This window comes from Streptomyces sp. NPDC093261, from assembly GCF_044753645.1.
GTDB lineage: Bacteria > Actinomycetota > Actinomycetes > Streptomycetales > Streptomycetaceae > Streptomyces.
The window spans coordinates 539,912-562,698 of sequence record NZ_JBIVNO010000001.1; the positions used below are offsets into that span (position 1 = coordinate 539,912).

Genomic DNA, 22,787 nt, shown 5'->3' on the forward strand with positions numbered 1-22,787 from the left:
TCAGGTGCCCCGGACCGCCCGCGCCAGCCGATCCGCCATCGCCACCCGCACCCGGTGGTCCGGGTCCCGGCGGCGGGGGTGGACCGTGTTCGCGAGGAGGACGAGGAAGGTGTCCGTCGCCGGGTCCAGGACCAGGGACGTGCCCGTGAAGCCCGTATGGCCCGCCGCGCCCCCGCCCGCCAGAGCGCCCATGAACCACGGCTGGTCGACCGCGAAGCCCAGGCCCGGCGGGGTCAGCATCAGATCGACGAGGTCGGGACCCAGGATGCGCGCGGGCCCGTAGGAGCCGCCGGAGAGCAGGGCGCGGCAGAAGACGGCCAGGTCCCGTGCCGTCGAGAAGAGGCCCGCGTGGCCGGCGACCCCGCCGAGCGCCCAGGCGTTCTCGTCGTGGACCACCCCGCGCAGCATGCCCCGGTCCGCCTTGGCCCATGGGCGCCGCTGGTCCTCGGTCGCCGCCGCCTCCGGGCTCGGTCCGAAGCCCGTCGCCGTCATCCCGAGGGGCCGGGCGATGCAGTCGTGGACGAGCACGTCGAGCGTGTGCCCGGTGACGCGTTCCAGGACGTACTGAAGGAGCAGCGGATTCAGGTCCGAGTAGCGGTAGGTGCCGGGCGCGCCGACCGGGGCCTCCGCGCGCAGCAGCGCGAACCGGTCCGCGTCCGACGGGCAGTCGTACAGCGGGAGTTCGGGCCGCAGCCCGGAGGTATGGGTGAGCAGTTGCCGTACGGTGATGCCGTGTTCCGCCGCCGCGTGGAAGTCCGGCAGATACGCCGCCACGCGCGCGTCGATGCCGAGCGTGCCGCGCTCGAGCTGCTGCATCGCGGCGACCGCCGTGAACAGCTTGGTGAGCGAGGCCAGATCGAAGGGCGTGTGCACGGTCATCGGCACCCGCGCCTCGGGCGGCAGCTCGACACCCCGGTCCGCCTCCGCGTCGTAGGCGGCGTACCGGACCGCCCAGCCCGCCGCCTCCGCCACGGCGATCACCGGGCCGCGTCCGGCGATCACCACGGCACCCGCCGCCCAGGGGCGCTCCCCGCCGACGGCGTCATGGAGGTCCCGTACGACCAGACGCAGTTCCTCCGGATCGAGCCCGGCCTTCTCCGGGGTGTCGATGCGCAGTCTCGGTGCGCTCAGCTCTCCTCCCCCACGTTCTCCACGCCCGCGCGGGTGCGGGTGTGCCAGGGACGGCACAGTGCCACGAAGCAGGTGACGGCCACCAGTGCGGCCGCCAGTTGGACGACGGCCATCGGGACGGCGGTGTGCTCGCCGGCGATCCCGACGAGCGGCGAGGCGCCCGCCGCGATGAGGAAGGAGGTGGTCCCGAGCAGCGCGGAGGCGGAACCGGCGTGCTGCCGGGTGCGCATCAAGGCCAGCGCCTGGGTGTTGGGGAGGGTGAAGCCCATCGCCGACATGAGGACGAAGAGGGCCGTGGCGACCGGCGCGAGCCCGACGGGGCCGAGGGCGCCCGTCGTCAGCAGCAGCAGCGCGGCCGTGGCGAGGGTGACGACGGTGAGGCCCGTCGCCAGCACCTTGTCGAGAGCGACCCGGCCGACCAGGACCTTGCCGTTGATCTGCCCGGCGACCATGAGGCCGACGGAGTTGAGGCCGAACAGCAGGCTGAAGGTCTGCGGGGAGGCGCCGTAGATCTCCTGGATCACGAACGGGGAGGCGCTGACGTAGGCGAAGAGCGCGGCGAAGGCGCAGCCGCCCGCGAGGGTGTAGCCGGTGAATGCCCGGTCGACGAGCAGGCCCCGCAGGGAGCCCAGGGCCGCGCCCGCTCCTCCGCCGTGCCTGCGGCTTCGCGGAAGCGTCTCGGGCAGCCTCGCCCACACGAGAGCGGCGAGCGCGACCCCGACGGCCGTGAGGACGACGAAGACGCCCCGCCAGTCCGTGAAGCGCAGGATCTGGCCACCGATCAGCGGCGCGACGATCGGCGCGACCCCGGAGATCAGCATGAGGGTGGAGAAGAAGCGGGCCATGGCCACGCCGTCGTACAGATCACGGACGACGGCACGCGCGATCACGATGCCGGCCGCGCCCGCGAGCCCCTGCACCAACCGGAACGCGGCGAGCGCCGCGATCGAGGGGGCGAGCGCGCACAGCGCGGTGGCGACGACATAGACGGCCAGCCCCGCGAGCAGAGGGCTCCGCCGTCCCCATCTGTCGCTCATCGGGCCGACCACCAGCTGGCCGACGGCCATGCCGGCGAGGCAGCCGGTGAGGGTGAGCTGCACGGTCGCGGCGGGCGCGTGCAGGGATGTGGTGACCTCCGGCAGCGACGGGAGGTACATGTCCATGGCCAGCGGGGGTGTGGCGGTGAGCCCGCCGAGGAGGAAGGTGACGAGGAGCCCGGTACGGCGGAGCGCGGCACCGTCCTGGGCGGGGGGCGCGGCCGGGGCCATCGGCGCCGTGGCGGTGGGCGGTGGTGCGGCGGGGGCCGTCGCCTCCGCCCCGGGTATGTGGTCTTCCGGCTCGTTCCGGTGACGCGTGGTGCGGCCACGCTCGGGCATGAGCCCCTCCCTCTCCTCGCGTTCCGCCCCCATGTTCTCAGCTCCTGGAGGGCGCCAGGAGAAACCGGACGGCCGGTGGGCGCTCCGGGCGCCCCAGGCGGGCCGTCACTCCGTTCAACCTACACAAGCGGAATTTGAGCCTCCGAACCATGCGGGCATATAGCGGGCTTATGCTCAACACTCCTCCACCAGAGCTTCACAGTTGGAGCACTGGGGTTCCGGAGACCACACCAGGGGGGAGGCGGCAGCCGTTCCGCGGACCGGCAGGGGGTGGACCCCGCCCGGGACCGCGGGGTGCGCACGGATCGCGGAACGGCTGCCGCCCACACGCCGATGGCGCCGGTGCCGCCCCTCGTCCGTCTACGACGGCTCGTCAGCGCCGGTGCCGCTCCTCCTCCGTCTACGACGGCTCGTCAGCACCGGTGCCGCCCCTCCTCCGTCGCCACCCGCCGCCGGCGCCCCCGCAGCGCGTACGCCCCGCCGGCCAGCAGCGCCACCACGCCCGAGGCCCCGCCGGCCAGGCCCCACGACGAGCGGTCGTGCGCGGTGGCGGCCCCGGCCGAGGCGGCATGCGCCGGTCCCCCCGGTGAGGGCGTCGCCTTCGCCCCGCCCTCGCTGAGCGGCTCCACCAGCGCGCCCACGGCCCCGGCGGCCCCCGCGTGCCCGAAGCCCCAGTCGAGCAGGGCGGCGGTCTCCTCGTAGACACCGTTGCCGCCCGGCCGGGGGTGCATCACGGTCACGAGGAGGGTGCGGCCCCCGCGGGTGGCGGCTCCCGTGAAGGTGTTGCCCGCGTTGGTGGTGTAGCCGTTCTTGACGCCGATGAGCCCCTTGTAGGTGCCAAGGCCCCATGCACCGGTGAGCAGGCGGTCGGTGTTCTGGATCTGGAAGGTCTTCCTGCCGCCCGCCGGGAACTCGGCGGTCCTCGTGGCGCAGTATCCGCGGAAGTCGGCGTTCTTCAGGCCGTGACGGGCGAACAGCGTGAGGTCGTACGCGGAGGACAGCTGTCCCTTGTGGTCGAAGCCGTCGGGGCTGATGACATGGGTGTCGAGGGCCTGGAGGTCCTCGGCCCTGGCCTGCATCTCGGCGACGGTCTTCGCGAGGCCGCCGTTCATATGGCTGAGCACGTGCACCGCGTCGTTGCCGGAACGCAGGAAGACACCGAGCCACAACTGCTCGACGGTGTAGGTGATTCCGGGCTTGATGCCGACCAGGCTGGACCCGGCCGGGACGTCCGCGAGTTCGGCGTCGGTCACCTTGTGGGTGAGAGTGCGGTCGAATCTGCCCAGCACGGTGTCCGCGAACAGCATCTTCAGCGTGGAGGCGGGCGCGAGCCGCTGGTGCGCGTTGTACGAGGCCAGCACCTCGCCGCTGTCGTGGTCGGCGACGAGCCAGGAGCGTGCGGTGAGGTTCTTCGGCAGGCCCGCGGCGGCCCCCCGCACCTGAACGCCGGAGCCGCCCAGACGTGTGCCGCCGATGGTCCCGGGACGCTCGGGGCTCGCGGAGGCGGGCGCGGCGACGGTCAGCGGCGCGGCGGCGGTGAGCCCGAGAACGGCTCGCCGGGACATCCGCGCGGCACGCGGGGAGGGCGAAGAGGAATCACGCACCCCGGGACCGTACAAGGAAGCCTTCAACAGCGGACAGCGGGACCCCAAAGCGGCGGCAAAACCGAGGTCATGGCAAGGTCACCCGCGCCTGCCTCCCGCGCCCTCACCTGTGCGGAAGCGTCAACACCGAGTCCGCGTGGAGCGTGACGCGCACCGGTGCGAAGGTGGTGGCATCCACCGGCGACTCCCCGCTCCCGGGATTGCGGACGTAGCGCGGATGAGCGCCTCCGCTGATCTGCCAGCGGAGGCGGTGACCGACGGCGAAACGATGGGCGGTGGCGCTCATCGCCACGGTGACCTGCGCGGGCGCAGGGCCGGTCGTCCGCGGCCGGCCCAGCCCGTCGCAGACGTTGACGGAGCGGCCTTGCGGGTCCACGTCGCACAGGCGGGTGAAGACGTCGGCGTCGCCGGTGTCCGTGGAGATGCTCAGCCGTGCGGAGACCGGGCCCAGGAGGTCCAGGGGCTCGGTCAGTGGCGGGCCGGTGAAGGTCAGGACGTCGGCCCGGGCTTCCAGGGCCCGGTTGTCGCGAGGTCCGGCGGTACGGGAGAGCAGAGGGCCGCCGAGGGACGGGGTGGGGTCGGCCGGGTCGTAGCGAAACGCCGTCAGCGGCGCGGAGTCCGTGGGGGCCTGCCGGGTGAGATGGCCGTCCGGGGCGGGGTACCACGAGGCGGCGGCCGGGGCCGGCGGCCAGTCGTCGAGGTCCCGCCACGCGTTCTCGCCGCCGAGGTGCACGCGCACCGCGGTGGGGCGCAGGCCGGAGGGGTCGGCGCACAGATGGGCGCGCAGCCAGGCGAGGCTCTCGTCGAACACCTCGGGCCACCCCTGCCGCAGGGCGGACGTGTGGGTCCAGGGGCCGACGAGCAGGGCGGTCTCGCATCCGGCCCGGCGCAGCCGGTCGTACTGCTCGAAGGTCTGATCGGCCAGCACGTCGTGCCATCCGGTGATCAGGCTCGTGGGCACGGCGGTCCGCTCCGCCGACTCCGCGGGCGACGCGCCGCGCCAGTACGTGTCGCCGGCGTCCGGATGGGCCATCACCTCGTCCAGCCAGGGCACCTCGCCCCCGAGGGCCGACGCGTACGCCCCACGCAGCGGCCGCGCGGTGGTGAGGGAGCGCAGACGGCGCTGCAGGCGCAGTGCCGCCCTCAGAAACGGTGCCATGCCCTGGTGTTGGTAGGTCATGCCCACACCGACGGCGAGGGCGTTCTCCAGGCGTAGGGCACCGTCCGCGTAGAACAGGGCGTAGGGGTCGTGCAGGCCCACCTGCACCACCATGGCCTTCAGTTCCGGCGGTGGATCCGAGGCCAGGGCCCACTGCACATAGCCCAGGTAACTGGGGCCGACGGTCCCGAGCGTTCCGTCGAACCAGGGCTGCTCACGCAGCCAGGACACCGTGGCCCGGCCGTCGGCCGCCTCGTTGCGCCACAGGTCGAACGTGCCCCCCGAACCACCGGTGCCGCGGCAGCTCTGAAGGACGACGTGAAAGCCCTGTTCGGCGAAGAGCAGGCCGTACATGGGACCCCACGGCAGGCCCCGGCCGTAGGGCGAGCGGACCAGGAGGGTGGGGAAGTCCCCCTCCGTGCGTGGGAAGTAGCGGTCGGTGATCAACGGGCTGCCGTCGGCGGCCGGCACCACCAGCCCCGGCTCCCATCCGGCATCGTGCCGCTTCGCCGGCAGGCCTCGCCAGGTCGCCCGCATCATCCGTGAGGACAGCGGCGGCTTTCCGGCCGGTGGCGCCCAGGGCGGCCCGGCCACGGCACCGGGCATGCGTGATGACATCGTTCCCCTCCTTCATTGCGTACCATGTACGAGAATAGAGGATGCTTGGATGACCTTCGCAAGTGCCGCCGCACCGACCGGCGATGGCCGCACCAGCCGGCTATGGCCGCGCCTACCGGCGATGGCCGCACCGGCCGGAAAGCCGCACCGACCAGGGAAAGGAGCGCGAGACCGTGCCCCGTGACGGAGGATCCGGCGCCGCGGGCGTCAGCCCGGAACAGCTCTGGCTGCGTCCGACCGAACCCCGCAGGGGCCGCAGGCCCTCCTTCAGCCGCGCGGCGATCACCGCGGCGGCCGTCGCCCTGGCGGACGCGGAGGGACTCGAAGCGGTCACCATGCGGCGGGTCGCCGCCGAGGTCGGAGCCGGCGTCATGTCGCTCTACAGTTACGCCCCCGACAAGGAGACGCTGCTGGAACTGATGGTCGACCACGTCAGCGGCGAACTCCCGACGACGGATCCCCTCACCGGCGACTGGCGAGCCGACCTCAAGGCGACGGCCCACCTCCAGCGCGCTCTCATGCTGCGGCACCCCTGGCTGCCCGCCGCCCTGTCCACCCGCCGTACCCCCGGCCCCCACACCCTGGCCTTCCTGGAACGCGCCCTCGCCGCCCTGCGGCCCTCCGGACTGGACGGTGCGGCGAGGCTGGAGATCTTCGCCCAGCTCACCGCCTTCGTGGCCGGGCACGTCGGCCATGAGATCGCCCAGGCCGCGGCCGCGCGATCCCCCGACCGGAGCGCGGCCGAGGCTCGCTACCTCGCCGCTGTCGCCGCGGACGGCCACCACCCGGAACTCGCCGAGGCCCTCGCCGCCCCCGGTCGCCCCCTCACTCCCGAGGCCACCTTCACCCGGTTCCTCAACCGCCTGGTCGACGGCCTCGACACCGACTGAACGAACTACCGGCCCGTGCCCGCCGTTTCCTGGCCCGCTCCCCCTGGAACCCCTCCCCTTCCGAGGACCCGGTCGACCTCGGCCACCTGGCCGGGCGTGAGCGGCCCCTTCGCGATCGCCCCGCGCTCTCCTCCGCCTGGCGCCGGCGCCACCCGAACGGCACGGTGGACAGGCCGGACGGACCGGGCCGGTGGGACGGTGGGAAGACGGGGAAACCGTTCCTGCTGTCCGGCCCGGGAGTGATCGTGAACTGTATCGACCGACGCGACGTGGGGCTGCTGCTGCTCCGGCTGGGCACCGGCGGTGTGCTCGCCGCGCACGGCACGCAGAAGCTGTTCGGCTGGTTCGGCGGCGGCGGTATCGCGGGCACCGGTCAGTTCATGGAGTCGGTGGGCTACTACCCGGGCAAGGCATCCGCGATGGCGTCCGGGCTCACGGAGACGGGCAGCGGTGTGCTGCTGGCGCTCGGCCTCGCGACACCGGCGGCGGGCGCGGCGGCGGCCGGCGCGATGACGGGGGCGGCGGCGGTGCACGTACCGAACGGCTTCTTCGCCCAGAACGGCGGCTACGAGCACCCGGCGACCCTCGGCCTCATGGCGACGGGCCTGGCGGTCGCGGGGCCGGGCCGGCTCTCCGTGGACGCGCTGTTCGGCCAGGCCATGAACCGCGAGTGGATGGTCCCGGCGGCGTTCGCGGTGACGGCGGCGGTCACGGCACTGGTGATCGGGGCGCGGAACAGGCGGCTGCGGAGGAATTCGGCGGGGAAGCAGGAGGCCCTGTTCGAGGAGTAGCGGGCGGGGCGGGGCGACGGCCCCTCGGGACGGGCGTCCCTACGAGCCGGCGGGCGGGCGGGCGGTTCTACGAGCAGGTGGGCCGTTCTTCGAGCAGGTGGGCGGTTCTACGAGTGCGTGGGCGGTTCTACGACCAGGTGGGCGCGCGTCCCTACGAGCCGGCGTACGGGCCGGCGGCCGCCCCGGACCCGGCGTTCCGGGAGTCCGCGTTCCCGGACCCCGCGTTCCCAGGCCCCGCGTTCCCAGGCCCCGCATCCGGCGCGCCCAGCGAGCGTGTCGTGACCCGCTCCAGATGGGCCGTGAACACCTCGCGCGCGTCCGGGGTCATCGTGCGCAGCGCCACCAGGGCCGTGATCACCACGTCGCACAGCTCGGCCTGGACGTCCTCCCAGCCGTGCGTGGTGCCCTTGCGGGGGTTCTGCCCGGTGGCGCCGATCACCGCCTGGGCGACCTCGCCGACCTCCTCCGACAGCTTCAGGACCCGCAGCAGCAGCCCCTCCGCGCCGTCGTGCGTACGGTGCGCGTCCAGCCAGGCGTGCAGCCGGCCGATCGACTCCCAGAGGTCCGCGGGTGTGTCGTGCTCGTTCATGTCTGCAGCCTGCCATGCGGGCCGCCCCGGCCGGGAGCGGGCCAGGGGTGGTCCGCCGAACGTCTTCGGACGGTGGCGCACCCGGGAGCGGACTCACCGGCAGGAGGAGCATCGCAGGCGCTGTGGACCCACTGGGCGAGCCACTGCCGGCCATGACACTGGAGGATCGTTTCGGCACCGCCTCGCCCCGCAGCCGGGCGATGAACGACAGTGAAGTGTTCGTGTCCAACTGGCCAAGTGAGCGTTCCTGCAAGGGCGTTGATACTTACCCGACTGATACGATCAACGGACTTTCAGCAGGCTGGTATCGCGTCACGTACGCGCAAACGGGGGACAGTCTCGCAGGCCCCATCGCGAAGGAGTAGCCGTTGGTCCGCCGATAAGGCCCGCGGCCCGCGATACGGGGCCGCGGTCGTGTGGCCGGCAGTTACTTCCGCGAGGCGACTTGAAGAGAGTCTCATGACGTCACTGATCAAGGATCCGCTCCTGTGGATCCTGCTGGTAGTACTGATCGCTGCGGGTGTCGCAGTGAATCGAGCCCGGAGAACCAACATGGCGCTCCGGAAACAGAACGCCGATCTACGCACCGTCCGGGACGGACTCCACACGGAGACCCAGAGGCTGCACGGCGAGTACGCGGCACTGCGGGCCGCCCAGGAGCGCGCCCTGGCGGAGGTGCGCGGCGACGCGGAAACGGAGACGAAGGACGTTCTCAAGGCGTGGATGCGCAGCCTGCAGGTGCTGGCCGATCAGCAGCAGCGCTCCATCAGCGATCTGGCGCGACTGAAGTACGGCAATGATCCGCAGATCCTCGCGGACCTGATGACGATCGACCACACCAACAGCCAGTTCGGCCGGCGTGCCCAGGGCATCGCCGCCCTGTGCGGCGGCTGGCTGGGGCGCCGCGAGACCGCCGCGTCGGTGTACGACGTGGCCCGGAGCGCCACAGGCCGTATCAAGCACTTCGACCGGGTGAGGATCCACAGCCGGGTCAATGTCCATGTCGCCGCCACAGCGGTGGAGCCCGTGGCCGTCGTTCTCGCGGAACTGCTGGACAACGCCACCAACTACAGCGCGCCGGGCACGCCCGTGGAAATCAACATCCAGGCCGTCCCGACCGGTATCTGCCTGATCGTCGACGATGCCGGTCTCGGGATCAGCCAGGAGGAGAAGGACCGTGCCGCCGCTCTGCTGAGCCCGGCGGCCCCCATCTCGATCACCAGCCTCGGCAACCCGCCCCGCGTCGGATTCGCCGTCGCCGGAGTGCTCTCCGACCGGTACGGCTTCAAGGTCTCCGTCGACTCCGTATCGCCGTACGGCGGTGTACGCGCGGTCATCCTTCTGCCGGAGAGCCTCTTGACCAACGAAGCCCCCGAACCCGCGGCCGAGACCGACCTGTCCGCCGACACCGACGCACCGGCGGTCGCGCCCCGCGTCGCCCGGATTCCGGCCGCGGTGCCGATCATCGGGACGACGGCGGGCGGACTGCCCAAGCGCCGCCGTGCGGTCGCGGTGGTTCCGCAGCCGGCCGTCGCCGAGCCGGACCCGGGGCCGGTGTCGGAGCACAACAGCGAGGTGACCGCGTCGCGTATCGGGGCCTTCGCACGCGGAACGCTGCGCGGGCGGGACACGACCACCACGGAAGGAACTCAAGAACAGTGAAGCCCGATCTGTCGTGGGTGCTCGACGACGTGTTGACGGTGAGCGGCGCCCGCCATGCGATCCTCGTCTCGGCCGACGGCCTGCTCCTGGAACGCTCCAGCGACATCTCCCGGGACGACGCCGAGAAGAACGCCGCAGCGATGAGCTCGATGCAGTCCCTGAGCCGGGCGGTCGCCCCCTTCGTGGCCGGCGGCAAGGGGGTCTGGAAGCAGACGCTCATGGAGTACGACGGCGGCTGGATCTTCCTGATCGCGGCGGGCAGCGGGTCCTATATGGCGGTCTCCGCCGCCCTGGACGTCGACATGGAGCTCATGTCGATCCGTATGCAGCAGCAGGTGAAGGCACTGGGTGTCGCTCTGAGTACACCGGAGCGCCAGAGCGCTGGTGCCGAGGCATGACCATGCCCGGCGAGGAAGCTCCGGTCTCCAGCGAACTCGTCCGCTCCTACGTCATCACCGGCGGCCGGCGGCTGCCCTCCGCTGAGGACCTGTCGCTGCACACCCTGGTCACCCTGGCTCCCGACCGCGAACTGCCCCTGGGGGCCGGCCCGGAGGTGCGGGCCATCTGGGAGCTGTGCGGCGGTGGCTATCTGGCCGTGGCCGAAGTGGCCGCGCACCTGGGCCTGCCGGTGGGTGTCGCCCGTCTGCTGCTGAGCGACTTAGCCGAGCAGGGACACCTGTTGCGCCGCGCCGCGCCGCCCCCTGCCCAGGCCGTCGACAGAGACCTGATCGAAAAGGTGCTGTATGGACTCCAAACCCGTTTCGCCTGAGGGCCGCTATGTCTCGGGCGCGGTGACCACCACCGCGAAGATTCTCGTGGTCGGGCACTTCGCCGTGGGCAAGACCACGTTCATCGGCTCGCTGTCCGAGATCGCCCCCCTGCGCACCGAGGAGAAGATGACGCAGGCGTCCACCCATGTGGACGATCTGCGCGGCGCGCCGGACAAGTTGACGACCACCGTGGCCCTGGACTTCGGCCGTCTCACCCTCAGCGACGAGGTGGTGCTGTATCTCTTCGGCACGCCTGGTCAGCAGCGGTTCATGCAGCTGTGGGAGGACATGGCCCGCGGCGCGATGGGGGCACTGATCCTGGTCGATCCCGTCCGGCTCGCCGACTCGTTCCCGGTGATCGAGCTGGTCGAGAAGTACGGCCTCGAGTACTCCATCGTGGTGAACAGCTTCACCCCGCACACCCGGTACGAAGAGGACGAGATTCGTGAGGCGCTCGATCTCCTGCCCGACACGCCCGTCTCGTACTGCGACGCCCGCAAGCGGGAGTCGTCGGCCCAGGCACTGATCACCCTCGTCAGGCATCTCCTCGTCCGGTCGGCCTGAGCCGACCGCCTTTCGCCCCCACGGCCCGGAGCGCGAGCGCTCCGGGAACTCAAAGGAACACCTCATGGACTTTCAGCAATCGGCCGCCGTATCGGGCGTCCCTGCGAGATGCCCCATGCACGGCCAGGACTTCGCGGACGACCCCCACCACGTGTATGACGCCTTGCGCGCGTTCGGGCCGGCGGCGCCGGTCGAACTCGCCCCGGGCGTGGACGCCACCCTCGTCACCGATTACCAGGCGGCGCGGACCGTCCTGCAGAACACCACGGACTTCAGCCGGGACCCCCGTCGCTGGAAGGCCCTCAACGAAGGCCGGATAGCCCTGGACAACCCGGTTCTGCCGATGATGGCGTACCGTCCCAACTGCCTGTTCACCGACGGCGCCGTCCATCTCCGGCTGCGCAAGGCCGTCACCGACAGCCTCGACCGGCTGAACATCGGCAGGATCCGCCGTGATGTCGAGCCCATCGCCGCGTTCCTGATCGACCAGTTCAGCGAGCGCGGGCGCGCCGACCTCCTCAACGACTACGCCAAGCTTCTGCCGCTGCTGCTGTTCAACCGGCTCTTCGGCTGCCCCGCCGGCATCGGTGACCGGCTCACCAGCTCGATGTCCGCGATCTTCGACGGCAAGGACGCCCTCAAGGCCAACGAGGAGCTGACCGCCTGCCTGATGGAGCTGATCACGCTCAAGCGGCGTGAACCCGGGGACGACGTCACCTCCTGGCTCATCCAGCATCCCGCCGGGCTGAACGACGAGGAGCTCAAGGACCAGCTGGTCATGCTGATGGGCGCCGGCGTCGAGCCCGAGCGCAATCTCATCGGCAGCGCCCTGCTCCTGCTGCTGTCCAGCGGCTCCTCGGCCCGCGGCGCCGGCATGCTGACGGAGGAGGCGCTGGACCACGTCCTGTGGAACAACCCGCCGATCGCCAACTACGCCACCCACTATCCCGTTCACGACGTGGACCTGGGCGGCGTTCCCGTCGAGGCGAACACCCCCCTGGTGATCAGCTTCGGGGCGGCCAACAACGACCCCGCGCTCCGGGACGCCCGTCAGTCCCTCAGCAAGGGGGCGCACCTGGCCTGGGGCGCCGGGCCGCACGCCTGCCCGGCGAAGTCGCCGGCCACGGTGATCGCCCTGACCGCGATCGAGGCGATCCTCAACGCGCTTCCCGACCTCGCCCTCGATGTTCCGGCGGACCAGCTCCAGTGGCGCCCGGGCCCCTTCCACCGTGCCCTGGCCGCGCTGCCCGTCCGGTTCACCCCGACTCCCGGCACCCGGGTGGCCGCACTGCACACCCCCGTGCAGGCCACTCGGACGGCGACGACGGAGCCGCCCCGGGCCCACGCCGCACCGATTCCCCGTCAGGAGACCAGGCCGGCCAGGAAGGGATTCTGGAGCACTTTCCTCGACTTGTTCCGCGTGTGAGACACGGAATGTGACAGGGGCAACACTCAGCGGGGCATGACTTCAGGCCATGGAAGGGTAGATTCCGCCGGAATCACTTCGGTAACGCCCCGCCAAAGGAGCTCCGCGTGACCGCTGTTGACGACATAGGTGGCATATCCATCGACCGCCGCGCCGTCATCTCAGTCCTCCGGCGTCTTCGCTCCACCGACGGACAACACAACCCTCTCCCCGTCTGGGCAGAACTACGCGCGATGGGAGACGTCGTCCCCGCCCCCTGGGGCGGGTACTTCGTCACCGGTTTCGAGGCATGCAGCCAGGTCCTGCGCGACAGGAACTGGCTGGTGCCCGACATCGCCTGGCAGGAGCGCCGGCCCGACCCGGAGCGCTGGCAGGCCCTGGCCACCCAGGAGATGAGCCACGCGCTGTCCCGGCTCAACGCTCCCGCCCACACCTGCCAGCGCCGCGCTCTCGGCAACCTTTTCGACCGTCAGACCCTCGAGAGCATGCGGCCCGACATCGAAGAGCACGTCGAGCGGATCCTCGACGACCTCGACGAACGGTTGCGAGCCCACGGCGACGCCGACTTCGTCGCCACGGTCAGCGAGCAGCTGCCGGTCCACACCGTCGGGCGCTGGCTCGGCATCCCCGCCGAGCACTTCGCGCACATCCTGGACATCACCCACCGGCAGGTCCACGCCCAGGAACTCCTGCCCACCAGCAGCGAACTCGCCGTCTCCGCCGAGGCCACCCTCCAGCTCCGGGAGTACTTCACCGGCCTCGTCCGCCGGCGCCGCGACCGTCCCGGCAACGATGTCGTCTCCGGGTGGATCCGCTACTGGGACGCCGAACTGCCCGACGACCAGGCGACCGCGGACCGCCTCCTCTACTACCTCACGATGTTCATCACCATCGCCTCCCTGGAGACGTCGGCGACCCTGCTCTCCAACGCCGTACGGCTCCTCCTGGAGAACCCTGCCCGATGGGACTGGCTGCGCCGCCACCCCGACCACATCGACGACGCCATCGACGAGGCCCTGCGCTACGACCCGCCCATCCACCTCAACTCGCGCATCGCCGCCGACGACACCGTCCTCGCGGGCGTGCCCATGGCCAAGGACACGATGGTCCACGTCCTGTACGGCGCCGCCAACCACGACCCCCGCCGCAACGAGAACCCCCACACGTTCGACATCCTCCGCAACGGCGCCCATCTCACCTTCGGCGGCGGAGCCCACTACTGCCTCGGCGCGGCCCTCGCCCGGCTCGAGGTCCGAACCCTGCTGACCAGCCTGCTGAACCGATTCCCGAACCTCCGACTCGCCGCCGGCCCCACCTACGCACCCCGCATGGTCTTCCGGCGCGTGACCTCCCTGAAAGTGACGACATGAGCGTCCTGCCCACCCACGCCAGCCAGTCCCTCAAGACGCTGCGGACCGACCGGCAGGGTCCCGTGCTGTCCATCGAGCTGAACACCCCCGACCAGGGCAACACGGTCACCGAGACCCTGCTCGACGAGCTTCTGGCCGTCCTCGACGCCCAGGACACCGGCACCCGGGTCATCGTGCTCTCCGGCGCCGGCCCCGACTTCAGCCTCGGGGGCGACCGCACCGAGTACGCAGAGCACCTGGCCCAGGATCCCGCGGGCAGCGGCATCCGCGCCTCCGGCGCCAAGGCCCGCCGCGTCTGCGCGGCCCTCGCCGACAACCCGGCCGTCACCATCGCACGCGTCCAGGGCAAGGCCATCGGCGCGGGCCTCGCCCTCGCCCTCGCCTGCGATCTCAGGGTCGGGGCCGACACCGCGACCTTCCGGCTCCCGGAACTCGCCCTCGGCCTCCCCACCGCCTGGGGCGGCCTCCTCCCCCGGCTCCTGAACGAGGTCGGCGCGGCCGGCGTCCGCGAACTCATCCTCACCAGCCGCGCCTTCACCGCCCACGAGGCCCGGACCCTGTCGATCCTGCAGAACGTCGTCCCCGAAGAGGACCTCGACGCGGCGGTGACGGCCTGGTCCAAGCCCATCCTCCGCCGCTCCCCCGCCGCCCTGCGCGTCAACAAACTCCTGCTCAACGCCCACGCCGCAACCACCCGCCTGGCCGACGCCTCCACCCTCGACTCCGAACTGCTGGCATCGGTCCTCGCGGAAGCCGGGTACAACCGCGGCGGACGCCGCACCGGGCACCTGGTCTGAACCGCCTCCACGGCTGGGCGGGGGCCCTAGTCCCCGCCCTCCCTTTCCCTTCCCCTTCCCCAGGACCGCCCGCCATCGCGCTCACGCCCGGACCGCATCGGACTCTTCCCGGCCTCCTTTTCCGCTCACGAGCTCGGCGACACCGGCTGCCAAGCGGACTCGACTTATCTATGCTGATGGGGGCTCAGACGGGGTGGGGGGCGATGGCGGCACCGGGGGAGACAGGGCCGGAAGTGACTGCGGTCCGCAATGAGTTCGCGCTGGAGCGGTACCGGTACATCCTTCAGCAGATCAATGCGGTGAACGAGAACGCCCACCGCTTCCTCGCCCTCTATCAGACGCTCGCCACCGCACTCGTCAGCGGGGCCCTGGCCCTGTTCGTCGGCTACCGCAGGTGGAATGTGCCGCCCGCCACCGCACGGGGCGGGGTCATCGGACTGCTGGTCCTCGTCACGGTGGTCGCCGCGTTCACCGGCACGCTCATCGTCGTGGGCGCCCTGTCATGGCTCGACTTCCGCAACGAAGAGTGCGACATCACCGACGAGGTGGTCGGACCGGGCTTCCGCAAACGCCCGCGTCCTGGCAACTTCCTGCGCTGGTACGAGACTTACGTGCTGCTCTTCATCCTTGTCTCGCTGATCACCATGTGGGTGCTCACCACGCTCCTCCTTCTGCCGGCAATGAGGTGATCGTCCCCAGTGCCCGAGCACGACTACACCAGCGCGCCTCTGTGGCGGGACACCCTCGCCGCACGTCCCGGCGGCGACATCCACGGCGAACAGCGTGAACGACTGCGCACGTCGTACGTCGAACTACGGCGGAAGGCAGCCGTGCTCCTCAAGGAGAACGAGCACAGCATGCCCGACTTCACGGTGCACGACATCAGCCATGTGGACGCGCTGTGGGAGACGGCCGATCTCGTGTGCGGTCGTCAGGTGACGCTGAATCCCGCCGAAGCGTATGTGCTGGGCTGTGCCTTCGTGCTGCACGACGCGGCGATGGGGGCGGCCGCGTACGGGACGAGCGTGCGCGAGACCCTGGGTGAGAAGCGGTGGCGCGACCTGGTGTCGGTGGCCTACTACCGCCGAGAGGGATGCTGGCCTGATCAGGAGCAGCTGAACGCACCACCCACCGAGATCGCCAACGCCTGCCGGGCGACCGCGATCCGCGAAACGCATGCGGAGCAGGCACGGCGCCTGGTCGACCACCCCTGGCGCTCCAGTACGGGCAACGAGATCCACCTCATCGAGGAGGTCCAGCTACGTGAGGTGTACGGCCCGCTGATCGGCGAACTGGCGGCCAGCCACTGGTGGCCGGTGGACCGGCTCGCAGGTGAATTCCGGCATACGATCGGGTCATTGCCCTGGCAACCGAGCGAGTGGACCATCGAACCGCTCAAGCTGGCCTGCGTGCTCCGGCTGGCCGACGCGACCCAGATCGACAGCCGCCGGGCTCCGACACTGCTGTTCTCCCTGCGCAATCCGCAGGGTGTGGCGCGCGAGCACTGGCGGTTCCAGGAGCACATCAGCCGCCCGCATCTCAGCGGCGACCGGGTGCGATACACCTCGCTGCGCCCCTTTCCCTCACACGAGGCCGCTTCCTGGTGGCTGGCACTGGACTACCTGCGTGGTATCGACCAGGAGCTGAAGTCCGTCGACTCCCTGCTGCACGACCTCGGCCGTGACCGGCTCGCCGCTCGCGCGGTCACCGGAGTCGACTCCCCCGAGCGCTTTGCCGAGCTCTTCCGCGTGCAGGGGTGGCGCCCCATCGACGCGGCCATCAAGATCACCGACGTCCCCGCCCTGGTCAAAGGCCTCGGCGGGGAGCAGTTGTACGGGGACGAGCCCGAAGTCGCGGTGCGAGAACTGATCCAGAATGCCCAGGACGCCGTCCAGGCCCGCCGGGCCCTGCAACCCGGTTTCGCGGACGGGCGCATCGAAGTGCGGCTGACCGAGACCGACGGGTGCTGGTGCCTCGAGATCCGAGACAACGGCATCGGCATGGACGAGGAGACCCTCATCCACGGCCTGCTCGACTTCGGCAAGAGCGGATGGAACACCACGAGCATCCGCAACGGGCTCCCAGGACTGGCCGACGGCGGTTTCCAGCCCAGCGGCCGGTTCGGCATCGGCTTCTTCTCCGTCTTTCTCCTCGGCGACCAGGTCGAGCTGATCACCCGCCGCTACGACTCGTCCACCCAGGACGCCCGTCGCCTCGCCTTCGACGGCCCCTCCCATCGCCCCCTGCTCACGCCGCTGCCCACACAGGACTGGGTTGCGGAGGGCACGACCGTGCGCGTCAGACTCAAGAAGAGTCCCAACGACGTACGTGGCCTCCTCTACCTCACCGACGACGATCGGCTCACCCAGTTGGTCCAGCGGCTGGTTCTGGAGAACGCGGTGCCCGTCCACACCTGGGAACCCGGCTCCACCAGACCGGACATCCTCGCCCCGTTCACGCTGGCCACGGGATCACCGGACGAGGTCTTCGACCGCCTCTACCCTCCCGCGATCGACAACCGGCGCGTCGGAGAGGAGAAGCAGCGTCTCCAGATGCGTGACGACTTCATCGCCCGGGCCACCGAGCTGCTGGACGCCAAGGGAAGGCGGATCGGACTGGCCACCCTCTGGAACGACATGTACTACCTGTCACGGCGCAATTTCCAGGGCATCGTCACGGTGAACGGTCTGCTCGCCGACGAATCGATCTCCTTTGCGGGATACCTCGCCGGTCAGCCCAGCCGGGCCTCACGAGACCGGGCGAGCCTCGTCGCGAACCAGGACCAGGTCCGGCTGTGGATGCGTCGGCAGGAACACCAGCTACGGGACAACGGGCACTTCGGGGACCCGGTCCAGCTGGAGTTGGCCCATACCCTCAACAACGCGTTCCACACACTCACCGACGACGTCGCCTTCGCCCTCACGGCGGAGGGCGTCCTGCGCCCCGCCGACCTGGCCGACTGGGCCGCACCCAAGGACGAGGTCTTCATGGCCTTCGGCGTGCCCCTCACCTGGCGAAGCCGGCCCCCGCTGGCCTTCCACTACCTCTCCGGGCAGACAGTGCTGCTCCCCGACAACTGGATCATCGTGGCCGTCAAGGTCATGACCCCACCGCTGTCGGAGGTCTTCCCGGACGTCGAGAACCGTGACTCCGCCTACGAGTCCGCGCGCAACGACACCACACTCACCTGGCAGAAGGAGTGGTGGCGCTTGTCGGGCGGCCTGTACGGACTCTTCCTGCGGGGCCTGTGCCAGGCCTGGTCGTGCACGATCGAGTCCCTGCTGGCACCAGTCCAGGAACGCAACTGGTCGGACACGCGCCATCTGGACGACGAGAGCCTGGGCCCGGTGCAGGGCTACCTCCTCACCCGACCCCAGCCCTGAACGGCCGAGCCGAGCAGAAGACCCCGCTTCTTGCGCGGGTCAGGGATCGGGCGGCAGACGAGTCGGGCTGGACGCCGGGTTCTGTTCCGCTCAGGAAGCGATCACGCTCTGACGTGCGGCGTCAACACGATCCTGCTCCCAGGCGCGAGCCTTCCGTTCCGGCGTCTTCGGCGGCTTGATCGAGCTGTTGCCCTTGCACGGGTGCGGTACAGCCGCTTGTCCTCGACCGCGGCCAGCTCGTAGCGCGATCAAGATCCGGCCCTCTTGAGGCGTCTCCAGCGGATGAGCCTGCAAGCCAACGAGAGGGGGAAGTCGTGGAGTTGGATACGTCGTTCCCAGCGGACGGCGAGGCGCTTGACCTGGTGGAGCCGGGTGAAGGTCTGCTTGACGACGTAGCGGAAGCTTGCCCAGGCCCTTGATGTGCGGGGGAACCCTTGCGGGAGATCACCGCCTGGATGCGGCGGACTCGGAGCTCACCGCGCACAGCCTTCGAGTCGTCTGCCTTGTCCGCCCAGGAGGCACTCCGGCCGCCGCAGGGGCCGGCTGGGTCGTCCGGCGACGGACCGGGATGCCGTCGACGAGGTCGAGGGTCCGGGTGATGTCGTTGACGTTGGCGGCGGTCGTGATGACGTGCAGCGGGGTGCCCTTGCCGTCGTAGACCAGGCGGTGCTTGCATCGAGGCCCGCGCCGGCCAGCGTCCTCGACCGATCACCCAGTCCCCGAACGGTTGAGGGGCCATCAGACGGAGCCGATCAGAACCCGGGTTGACCTTCACCTTGGGGGAGCCCACAACATCGGTGGGGCCGGGCGACGTGCTCGGCATGAGGAGGAGCGAGCATGGGGTTGCTGACCATCGGGACTTTCGCGAAGGCGTCCCGGCTGTCGCCGAAGGCGTTGCGTCTCTACGACGAACTCGGCCTGCTGACCCCCGCTCGCGTCGACCCGGTGACCGGCTACCGCCTCTACGCACCGGAACAACTGGACCAGGCCCGGCTGGTCGCCTGGCTCCGACGTCTGGGGATGCCCCTCGCCCGCATCCGGCGCGTCTGCACGCTGGAGGCAGTCCCGGCGGCCCAGGAGATCCGCGCGTTCTGGGCCCAGGTCGAGGCCGACACCGCCGCACGACGGGACCTGGCCACCTTCCTCATCGACCACCTGTCCGGGAAGGACCCTGCCATGCCCCCGACCGCCAAGCCCCTGGGAATCCGTTACGCCGCACTTTCCGACACGGGCCTTGTCCGCCAGAGCAACCAGGACACCGCCTACGCCGGGTCCCGCCTGCTCGCCGTCGCCGACGGCTGCGGCAGCGGAGGAGCCCCCGCAAGCGCCGCCGCCATCGACGCGCTCAAGCACCTCGAAACCGACAGCATCCCGGCAGGCGACCTCCTCAACCTCCTCGAAGACGGCATCGAACAAGCCAAACAGGCCGTGCACGGCATCGCCGAAACCAGCTCTTCACCCGAAGAGACAGGCACGACACTCACCGCAATGCTCTGGACCGGATCACAGCTCGCCCTCGTCCACATCGGCGACTCCCGCGTCTACCTCCTGCGCGACGGAAAACTGTTCCAGATCACCCACGACCACACCATGGTCCAGTCGATGGTTGACGAAGGACGCCTCAGCCCCGAGGAAGCCGCCTCCCACCCCCAGCGGTCGCTGCTCACACGCGCCCTGGGCCAAGGAACCGACGCCACCACCGACATGCGCCTCCACGACGCCCAGCGGGGAGACCGATACCTGCTCTGCTCCGACGGCCTGTCGACCGTCGTGCCGACCGAAGAAATCCACCGGGTTCTCTCCGAGATCAGCGAGCCCGAACACGCCGTCCGCGAACTCACCGCCCTCGCCAACGGCTCCGGCGGCCCCGACAACGTCAGCTGTGTGATCGCCGACGTGACGGAGCTCCAGGAGTAGGAGCGAGCGGCATGCGGTCCGAGCTGCACCAGATCCGCTCTCAAGAACTCATCCGTGAAGCCGACGAGTACCGACTCGCCCGACAGGTAAGAAGAGCCAAGCCGACTCCCCGAGCCACAGCAGCCGGCGCATCACGACCGACCCCACGGCGGCCAAGCCAGCAGGCTCTGCTCCTGGGACTCTTCAGGGACTTCCAGCGCTGTCCGAGGGACTTCCGAGGGACTTTTCGCCGCCTGACGCAGCAAGGCCCCGAAAGATCGGAAAGGGCCTCCGACGCAGGTCAGAGGCCCTTGCTCAGGCGAAGCCGCAGGTAGCGGCAGACGAGTCGGGCTGTACGCCGGGTTCTGTACCAGGGGGTCCTCGCGGGCCCCTCGGTGACGGCCATCCATCTAGGGCCGGCGTTGCCGCCGGCCTCGTGCGGTCTACCCGCGGACTCGGGCGGGCAGCCCTCCGACGTCCGCGCAGGGCGCCTTTTACGGCGGCCCCTTTTGACCTTGCTCCGGGTGGGGTTTACCTAGCTGCCCAGGTCACCCTGGGCACTGGTGGTCTCTTACACCACCGTTTCACCCTTACCGAGGACCGAGGTCCCCGGCGGTCTGTTTTCTGTGGCACTGTCCCGCGGGTCACCCCGGGTGGCCGTTAGCCACCACCCTGCCCTGTGGAGCCCGGACGTTCCTCGGGGAGGTCACAAGACCTCCACGCGGCCGTCCGCCCGGCTCGTCTGCCGTGGTGACCATGATACCGGGCGCCGCGACCTCCCGGTCCGGCGGTCAGCGGCGCTCCGCCGTCTCCGGCTCGAGGGCGAAGGGTTCCGGGAGGGCGGTTCCGGGACGGCGAGCGGTTTACCGAGGGGGATCGTGCAGTGCCGGCGGTAGTCGTCATGCTCCGGGTCGCCGAACAGGGTGACCGAGGAGGCGTCACGGTCGACCAGCGGATGGAGCGGGATGCCGCCGAGGGACGTAGCAGCGCCGTTCGCCCTCGCGGCCGATCCCGGGCTTGGTGGACGTCATCTCCAGGACCATCGTCACGCCGTCGCACGGCATCCAGGAGCCGGTGCCCCGGAAGATCCGCGGCTCCCGAGGGGCGAACGTGCCGTCGCCGGTCCGGAAGGTGCGGGGCCCGGGTGCGGAGGCTTCTCCCCCGCGACACCCCGCGTAACCTGGCGCGAGTCCCGCCGTCCGGTACCAAGGAGTATTCGTGCTCGTCCTGCTGCCGCCCTCCGAAGGCAAGGCCCCCTCAGGGAGCGGTGCCCCGCTGGATCTGGAGTCGCTGTCGCTGCCCGGGCTGACCGCCGCCAGGGAGGCGGTGCTCGGCGAGCTGGTGGAGCTGTGCTCGGGGGACGAGGACAAGGCGCGCGAGGTGCTGGGGATCGGCGAGGGCCTGCGCGGGGAGATCGCCAAGAACGCCGGGCTGCGGACGGCGGGGGCACGGCCCGCCGGGGAGATCTACACCGGTGTGCTCTACGACGCCCTGGACCTCGGCTCGCTTGACGCGGCGGCCGCCCGGCGCGCGGCCGGGTGCCTGCTCGTGTTCTCCGGGCTGTGGGGCGCGGTCCGCGTGACGGACCGCATTCCCTCGTACCGCTGCTCGATGGGGGTGAAGCTGCCCGGCCTGGGCACGCTCGGCGCGTACTGGCGTACGCCGATGGCCGCCGCCCTGCCGGAGGCGGCCGGCGACGGGCTGGTGCTCGACCTGCGGTCCTCCGCATACGCCGCCGCGTGGAAGCCGAAGGGCGAGGTAGCCGGGCGGACGGCGACCGTGCGGGTGCTGCACTCCCGGATGGTGGACGGGGTGGAGAAGCGGTCGGTCGTCAGCCACTTCAACAAGGCGACGAAGGGGCGGATCGTCCGCAGTCTGCTGACGGCGGGGGCCGTCCCCGCAGGTCCGGCGGACCTGGTGGAGGCCCTGCGGGACCTGGGGTACGTGGTGGAGGCCGAGCCGCCGGGCCGGGCGGGGAAGGCGTGGACGCTGGATGTGGTGGTGACCGAGATCCACTGAGGTACCCCCCACGGAGGACCGATCGTTGCAGCATATGCAATGACCTTTGCGCAGAGTGCTTTGCCTGGGCAGGATGAGGCCATGGCCTCGTCCCTGCCCTCGTCGCCGTCCGCGCTCTCCGTCCTCGACGTCGCGCCCGTCGTCCCCGTGGTCGTGGTGGCGGACGCGGCCGATGCCGTACCACTCGCGCGTGCGCTCGTGGCGGGCGGGCTGCCGGCGATCGAGGTGACGCTGCGGACCCCGGCCGCGCTGGAGGCGATCCGGGCGGCCTCGGCCGACGTCCCGGACGCGGTGGTGGGGGCGGGCACGGTCCTCACGCCCGGGCAGGTCGGCGACTGCGTGGCGGCGGGCGCGCGCTTCCTCGTCAGTCCGGGGTGGACGGACGTGCTGCTGACGGCGATGCAGGGGTCCGGGGTGCCGTTTCTGCCGGGCGTCTCGACGACGTCCGAGGTCGTCGCGCTCCTGGAACGGGGCGTCACGCAGATGAAGTTCTTCCCGGCGCAGGCCGCGGGCGGCACGGCGTATCTGAAGTCGCTGGCCGGACCGCTCCCCCAGGCGCGCTTCTGTCCGACGGGCGGGATCGGGCCGGGGAACGCCCCGGAGTATCTGTCGCTGCCCAACGTCGGTTGTGTGGGCGGGACTTGGATGGTTCCTCAGGACGCGATCGCGGAGCGGGACTGGGTGAGGATCGAGGGGTTGGCGCGGGAGGCGGCGGCGTTGCGGGGGTAGCGCACCGCCCCAA

The 22,787-nt window shown here is 70.8% G+C and carries 20 protein-coding genes, 1 other RNA gene and 2 pseudogenes; 15 read left to right on the forward strand and 8 right to left on the reverse strand.

The window, feature by feature from the left end; translation table 11 throughout:
• The 4 genes from ACIP94_RS02460 to ACIP94_RS02475 form a co-directional block, all read right to left on the reverse strand.
• Positions 1–1,188: a serine hydrolase domain-containing protein gene (locus ACIP94_RS02460; protein ID WP_402418383.1), complete on the reverse strand. Its 1,188-nt coding sequence runs from the start codon at positions 1,186–1,188 to the stop codon at positions 1–3.
• Positions 1,128–2,507 (reverse strand): multidrug effflux MFS transporter, encoded by a 1,380-nt coding sequence (locus tag ACIP94_RS02465; protein WP_402418386.1) that lies wholly within the window; start codon positions 2,505–2,507, stop codon positions 1,128–1,130. The genes ACIP94_RS02460 and ACIP94_RS02465 overlap by 61 nt, the downstream gene beginning before the upstream one ends.
• A 413-nt stretch (positions 2,508–2,920) precedes the next feature.
• Positions 2,921–4,072, reverse strand: coding sequence for a D-alanyl-D-alanine carboxypeptidase family protein (locus ACIP94_RS02470; protein WP_402420317.1), 1,152 nt, complete (start codon positions 4,070–4,072; stop codon positions 2,921–2,923).
• Between the two features lie 142 nt (positions 4,073–4,214).
• On the reverse strand, positions 4,215–5,807 hold the full coding sequence (locus tag ACIP94_RS02475) for a CocE/NonD family hydrolase (protein ID WP_402420319.1): 1,593 nt from the start codon (positions 5,805–5,807) through the stop codon (positions 4,215–4,217).
• Between the two features lie 254 nt (positions 5,808–6,061).
• On the opposite strand from ACIP94_RS02475, the gene ACIP94_RS02480 reads away from it, so the two are divergent.
• Both ACIP94_RS02480 and ACIP94_RS02485 read left to right on the forward strand, forming a co-directional pair.
• Positions 6,062–6,778, forward strand: a complete 717-nt coding sequence (locus ACIP94_RS02480; RefSeq protein WP_402420321.1) for a TetR/AcrR family transcriptional regulator C-terminal domain-containing protein — start codon at positions 6,062–6,064, stop codon at positions 6,776–6,778.
• A 245-nt stretch (positions 6,779–7,023) separates the two neighbouring features.
• Positions 7,024–7,569, forward strand: a complete 546-nt coding sequence (locus ACIP94_RS02485) for a DoxX family protein (protein WP_402418389.1) — start codon at positions 7,024–7,026, stop codon at positions 7,567–7,569.
• A gap of 151 nt (positions 7,570–7,720) precedes the next feature.
• Here the strand turns inward: ACIP94_RS02485 and ACIP94_RS02490 are convergent, their stop codons facing one another.
• Positions 7,721–8,158, reverse strand: coding sequence for a MazG-like family protein (locus tag ACIP94_RS02490; protein WP_402418392.1), 438 nt, complete (start codon positions 8,156–8,158; stop codon positions 7,721–7,723).
• 152 nt (positions 8,159–8,310) lie between these two features.
• Here ACIP94_RS02490 and ACIP94_RS02495 point away from each other — a divergent pair, with 152 nt between their 5' ends.
• From ACIP94_RS02495 to ACIP94_RS02540, 10 genes are all read left to right on the forward strand, one after another.
• The gene (locus tag ACIP94_RS02495; protein WP_402418395.1) at positions 8,311–8,523 is read left to right on the forward strand and encodes a hypothetical protein; all 213 of its coding nucleotides are present in this window, start codon (positions 8,311–8,313) and stop codon (positions 8,521–8,523) included.
• Between the two features lie 94 nt (positions 8,524–8,617).
• Positions 8,618–9,820 carry an ATP-binding protein gene (locus ACIP94_RS02500; protein WP_402418398.1) on the forward strand — a complete coding sequence of 401 codons (1,203 nt, stop codon included), beginning with the start codon at positions 8,618–8,620 and terminating at the stop codon, positions 9,818–9,820.
• Positions 9,817–10,218 carry a roadblock/LC7 domain-containing protein gene (locus ACIP94_RS02505; RefSeq protein ID WP_402418401.1) on the forward strand — a complete coding sequence of 134 codons (402 nt, stop codon included), beginning with the start codon at positions 9,817–9,819 and terminating at the stop codon, positions 10,216–10,218. The genes ACIP94_RS02500 and ACIP94_RS02505 overlap by 4 nt, the downstream gene beginning before the upstream one ends.
• A complete protein-coding gene (locus ACIP94_RS02510; protein ID WP_402418404.1) occupies positions 10,215–10,589 on the forward strand; it encodes a DUF742 domain-containing protein in 375 nt (124 codons plus the stop codon). The genes ACIP94_RS02505 and ACIP94_RS02510 overlap by 4 nt, the downstream gene beginning before the upstream one ends.
• Positions 10,564–11,154, forward strand: coding sequence for a GTP-binding protein (locus tag ACIP94_RS02515; protein ID WP_402418407.1), 591 nt, complete (start codon positions 10,564–10,566; stop codon positions 11,152–11,154). Before ACIP94_RS02510 ends, ACIP94_RS02515 begins: the two co-directional genes overlap by 26 nt.
• A 115-nt stretch (positions 11,155–11,269) precedes the next feature.
• Positions 11,270–12,580 (forward strand): cytochrome P450, encoded by a 1,311-nt coding sequence (locus tag ACIP94_RS02520; protein WP_402420324.1) that lies wholly within the window; start codon positions 11,270–11,272, stop codon positions 12,578–12,580.
• A 107-nt stretch (positions 12,581–12,687) separates the two neighbouring features.
• Positions 12,688–13,950, forward strand: coding sequence for a cytochrome P450 (locus ACIP94_RS02525; RefSeq protein WP_402418410.1), 1,263 nt, complete (start codon positions 12,688–12,690; stop codon positions 13,948–13,950).
• Positions 13,947–14,747: an enoyl-CoA hydratase/isomerase family protein gene (locus tag ACIP94_RS02530; protein WP_402418413.1), complete on the forward strand. Its 801-nt coding sequence runs from the start codon at positions 13,947–13,949 to the stop codon at positions 14,745–14,747. Before ACIP94_RS02525 ends, ACIP94_RS02530 begins: the two co-directional genes overlap by 4 nt.
• 233 nt (positions 14,748–14,980) lie before the next feature.
• A complete protein-coding gene (locus tag ACIP94_RS02535; protein ID WP_402418415.1) occupies positions 14,981–15,436 on the forward strand; it encodes a hypothetical protein in 456 nt (151 codons plus the stop codon).
• A 9-nt stretch (positions 15,437–15,445) separates the two neighbouring features.
• Complete coding sequence (locus ACIP94_RS02540; protein WP_402418418.1) at positions 15,446–18,130, forward strand: ATP-binding protein; 2,685 nt, start codon at positions 15,446–15,448, stop codon at positions 18,128–18,130.
• Positions 18,131–18,574: 444 nt separating this feature from the next.
• Here ACIP94_RS02540 and ACIP94_RS02545 read toward each other — a convergent pair.
• A pseudogene (locus ACIP94_RS02545) lies at positions 18,575–18,814 on the reverse strand (hypothetical protein); the annotation flags it as partial.
• A 153-nt stretch (positions 18,815–18,967) separates the two neighbouring features.
• Here ACIP94_RS02545 and ACIP94_RS02550 point away from each other — a divergent pair.
• Entirely contained in the window at positions 18,968–20,047 is a 1,080-nt protein-coding gene (locus ACIP94_RS02550; protein WP_402418421.1) for a MerR family transcriptional regulator, read from the forward strand.
• Between the two features lie 317 nt (positions 20,048–20,364).
• Here ACIP94_RS02550 and rnpB read toward each other — a convergent pair.
• Both rnpB and ACIP94_RS02560 read right to left on the reverse strand, forming a co-directional pair.
• Positions 20,365–20,767, reverse strand: an RNA gene (gene rnpB / locus ACIP94_RS02555) — RNase P RNA component class A.
• A gap of 100 nt (positions 20,768–20,867) precedes the next feature.
• Positions 20,868–21,147, reverse strand: a pseudogene (locus tag ACIP94_RS02560) (Uma2 family endonuclease); the annotation flags it as partial.
• 97 nt (positions 21,148–21,244) lie between these two features.
• Between ACIP94_RS02560 and yaaA the strand changes: the two are divergent.
• Positions 21,245–22,045, forward strand: a complete 801-nt coding sequence (gene yaaA, locus ACIP94_RS02565) for a peroxide stress protein YaaA (protein ID WP_402418424.1) — start codon at positions 21,245–21,247, stop codon at positions 22,043–22,045.
• 81 nt (positions 22,046–22,126) lie between these two features.
• Positions 22,127–22,774: a bifunctional 4-hydroxy-2-oxoglutarate aldolase/2-dehydro-3-deoxy-phosphogluconate aldolase gene (gene eda, locus ACIP94_RS02570; RefSeq protein WP_402418426.1), complete on the forward strand. Its 648-nt coding sequence runs from the start codon at positions 22,127–22,129 to the stop codon at positions 22,772–22,774.
• The last annotated feature ends 13 nt before the right edge of the window (positions 22,775–22,787 follow it).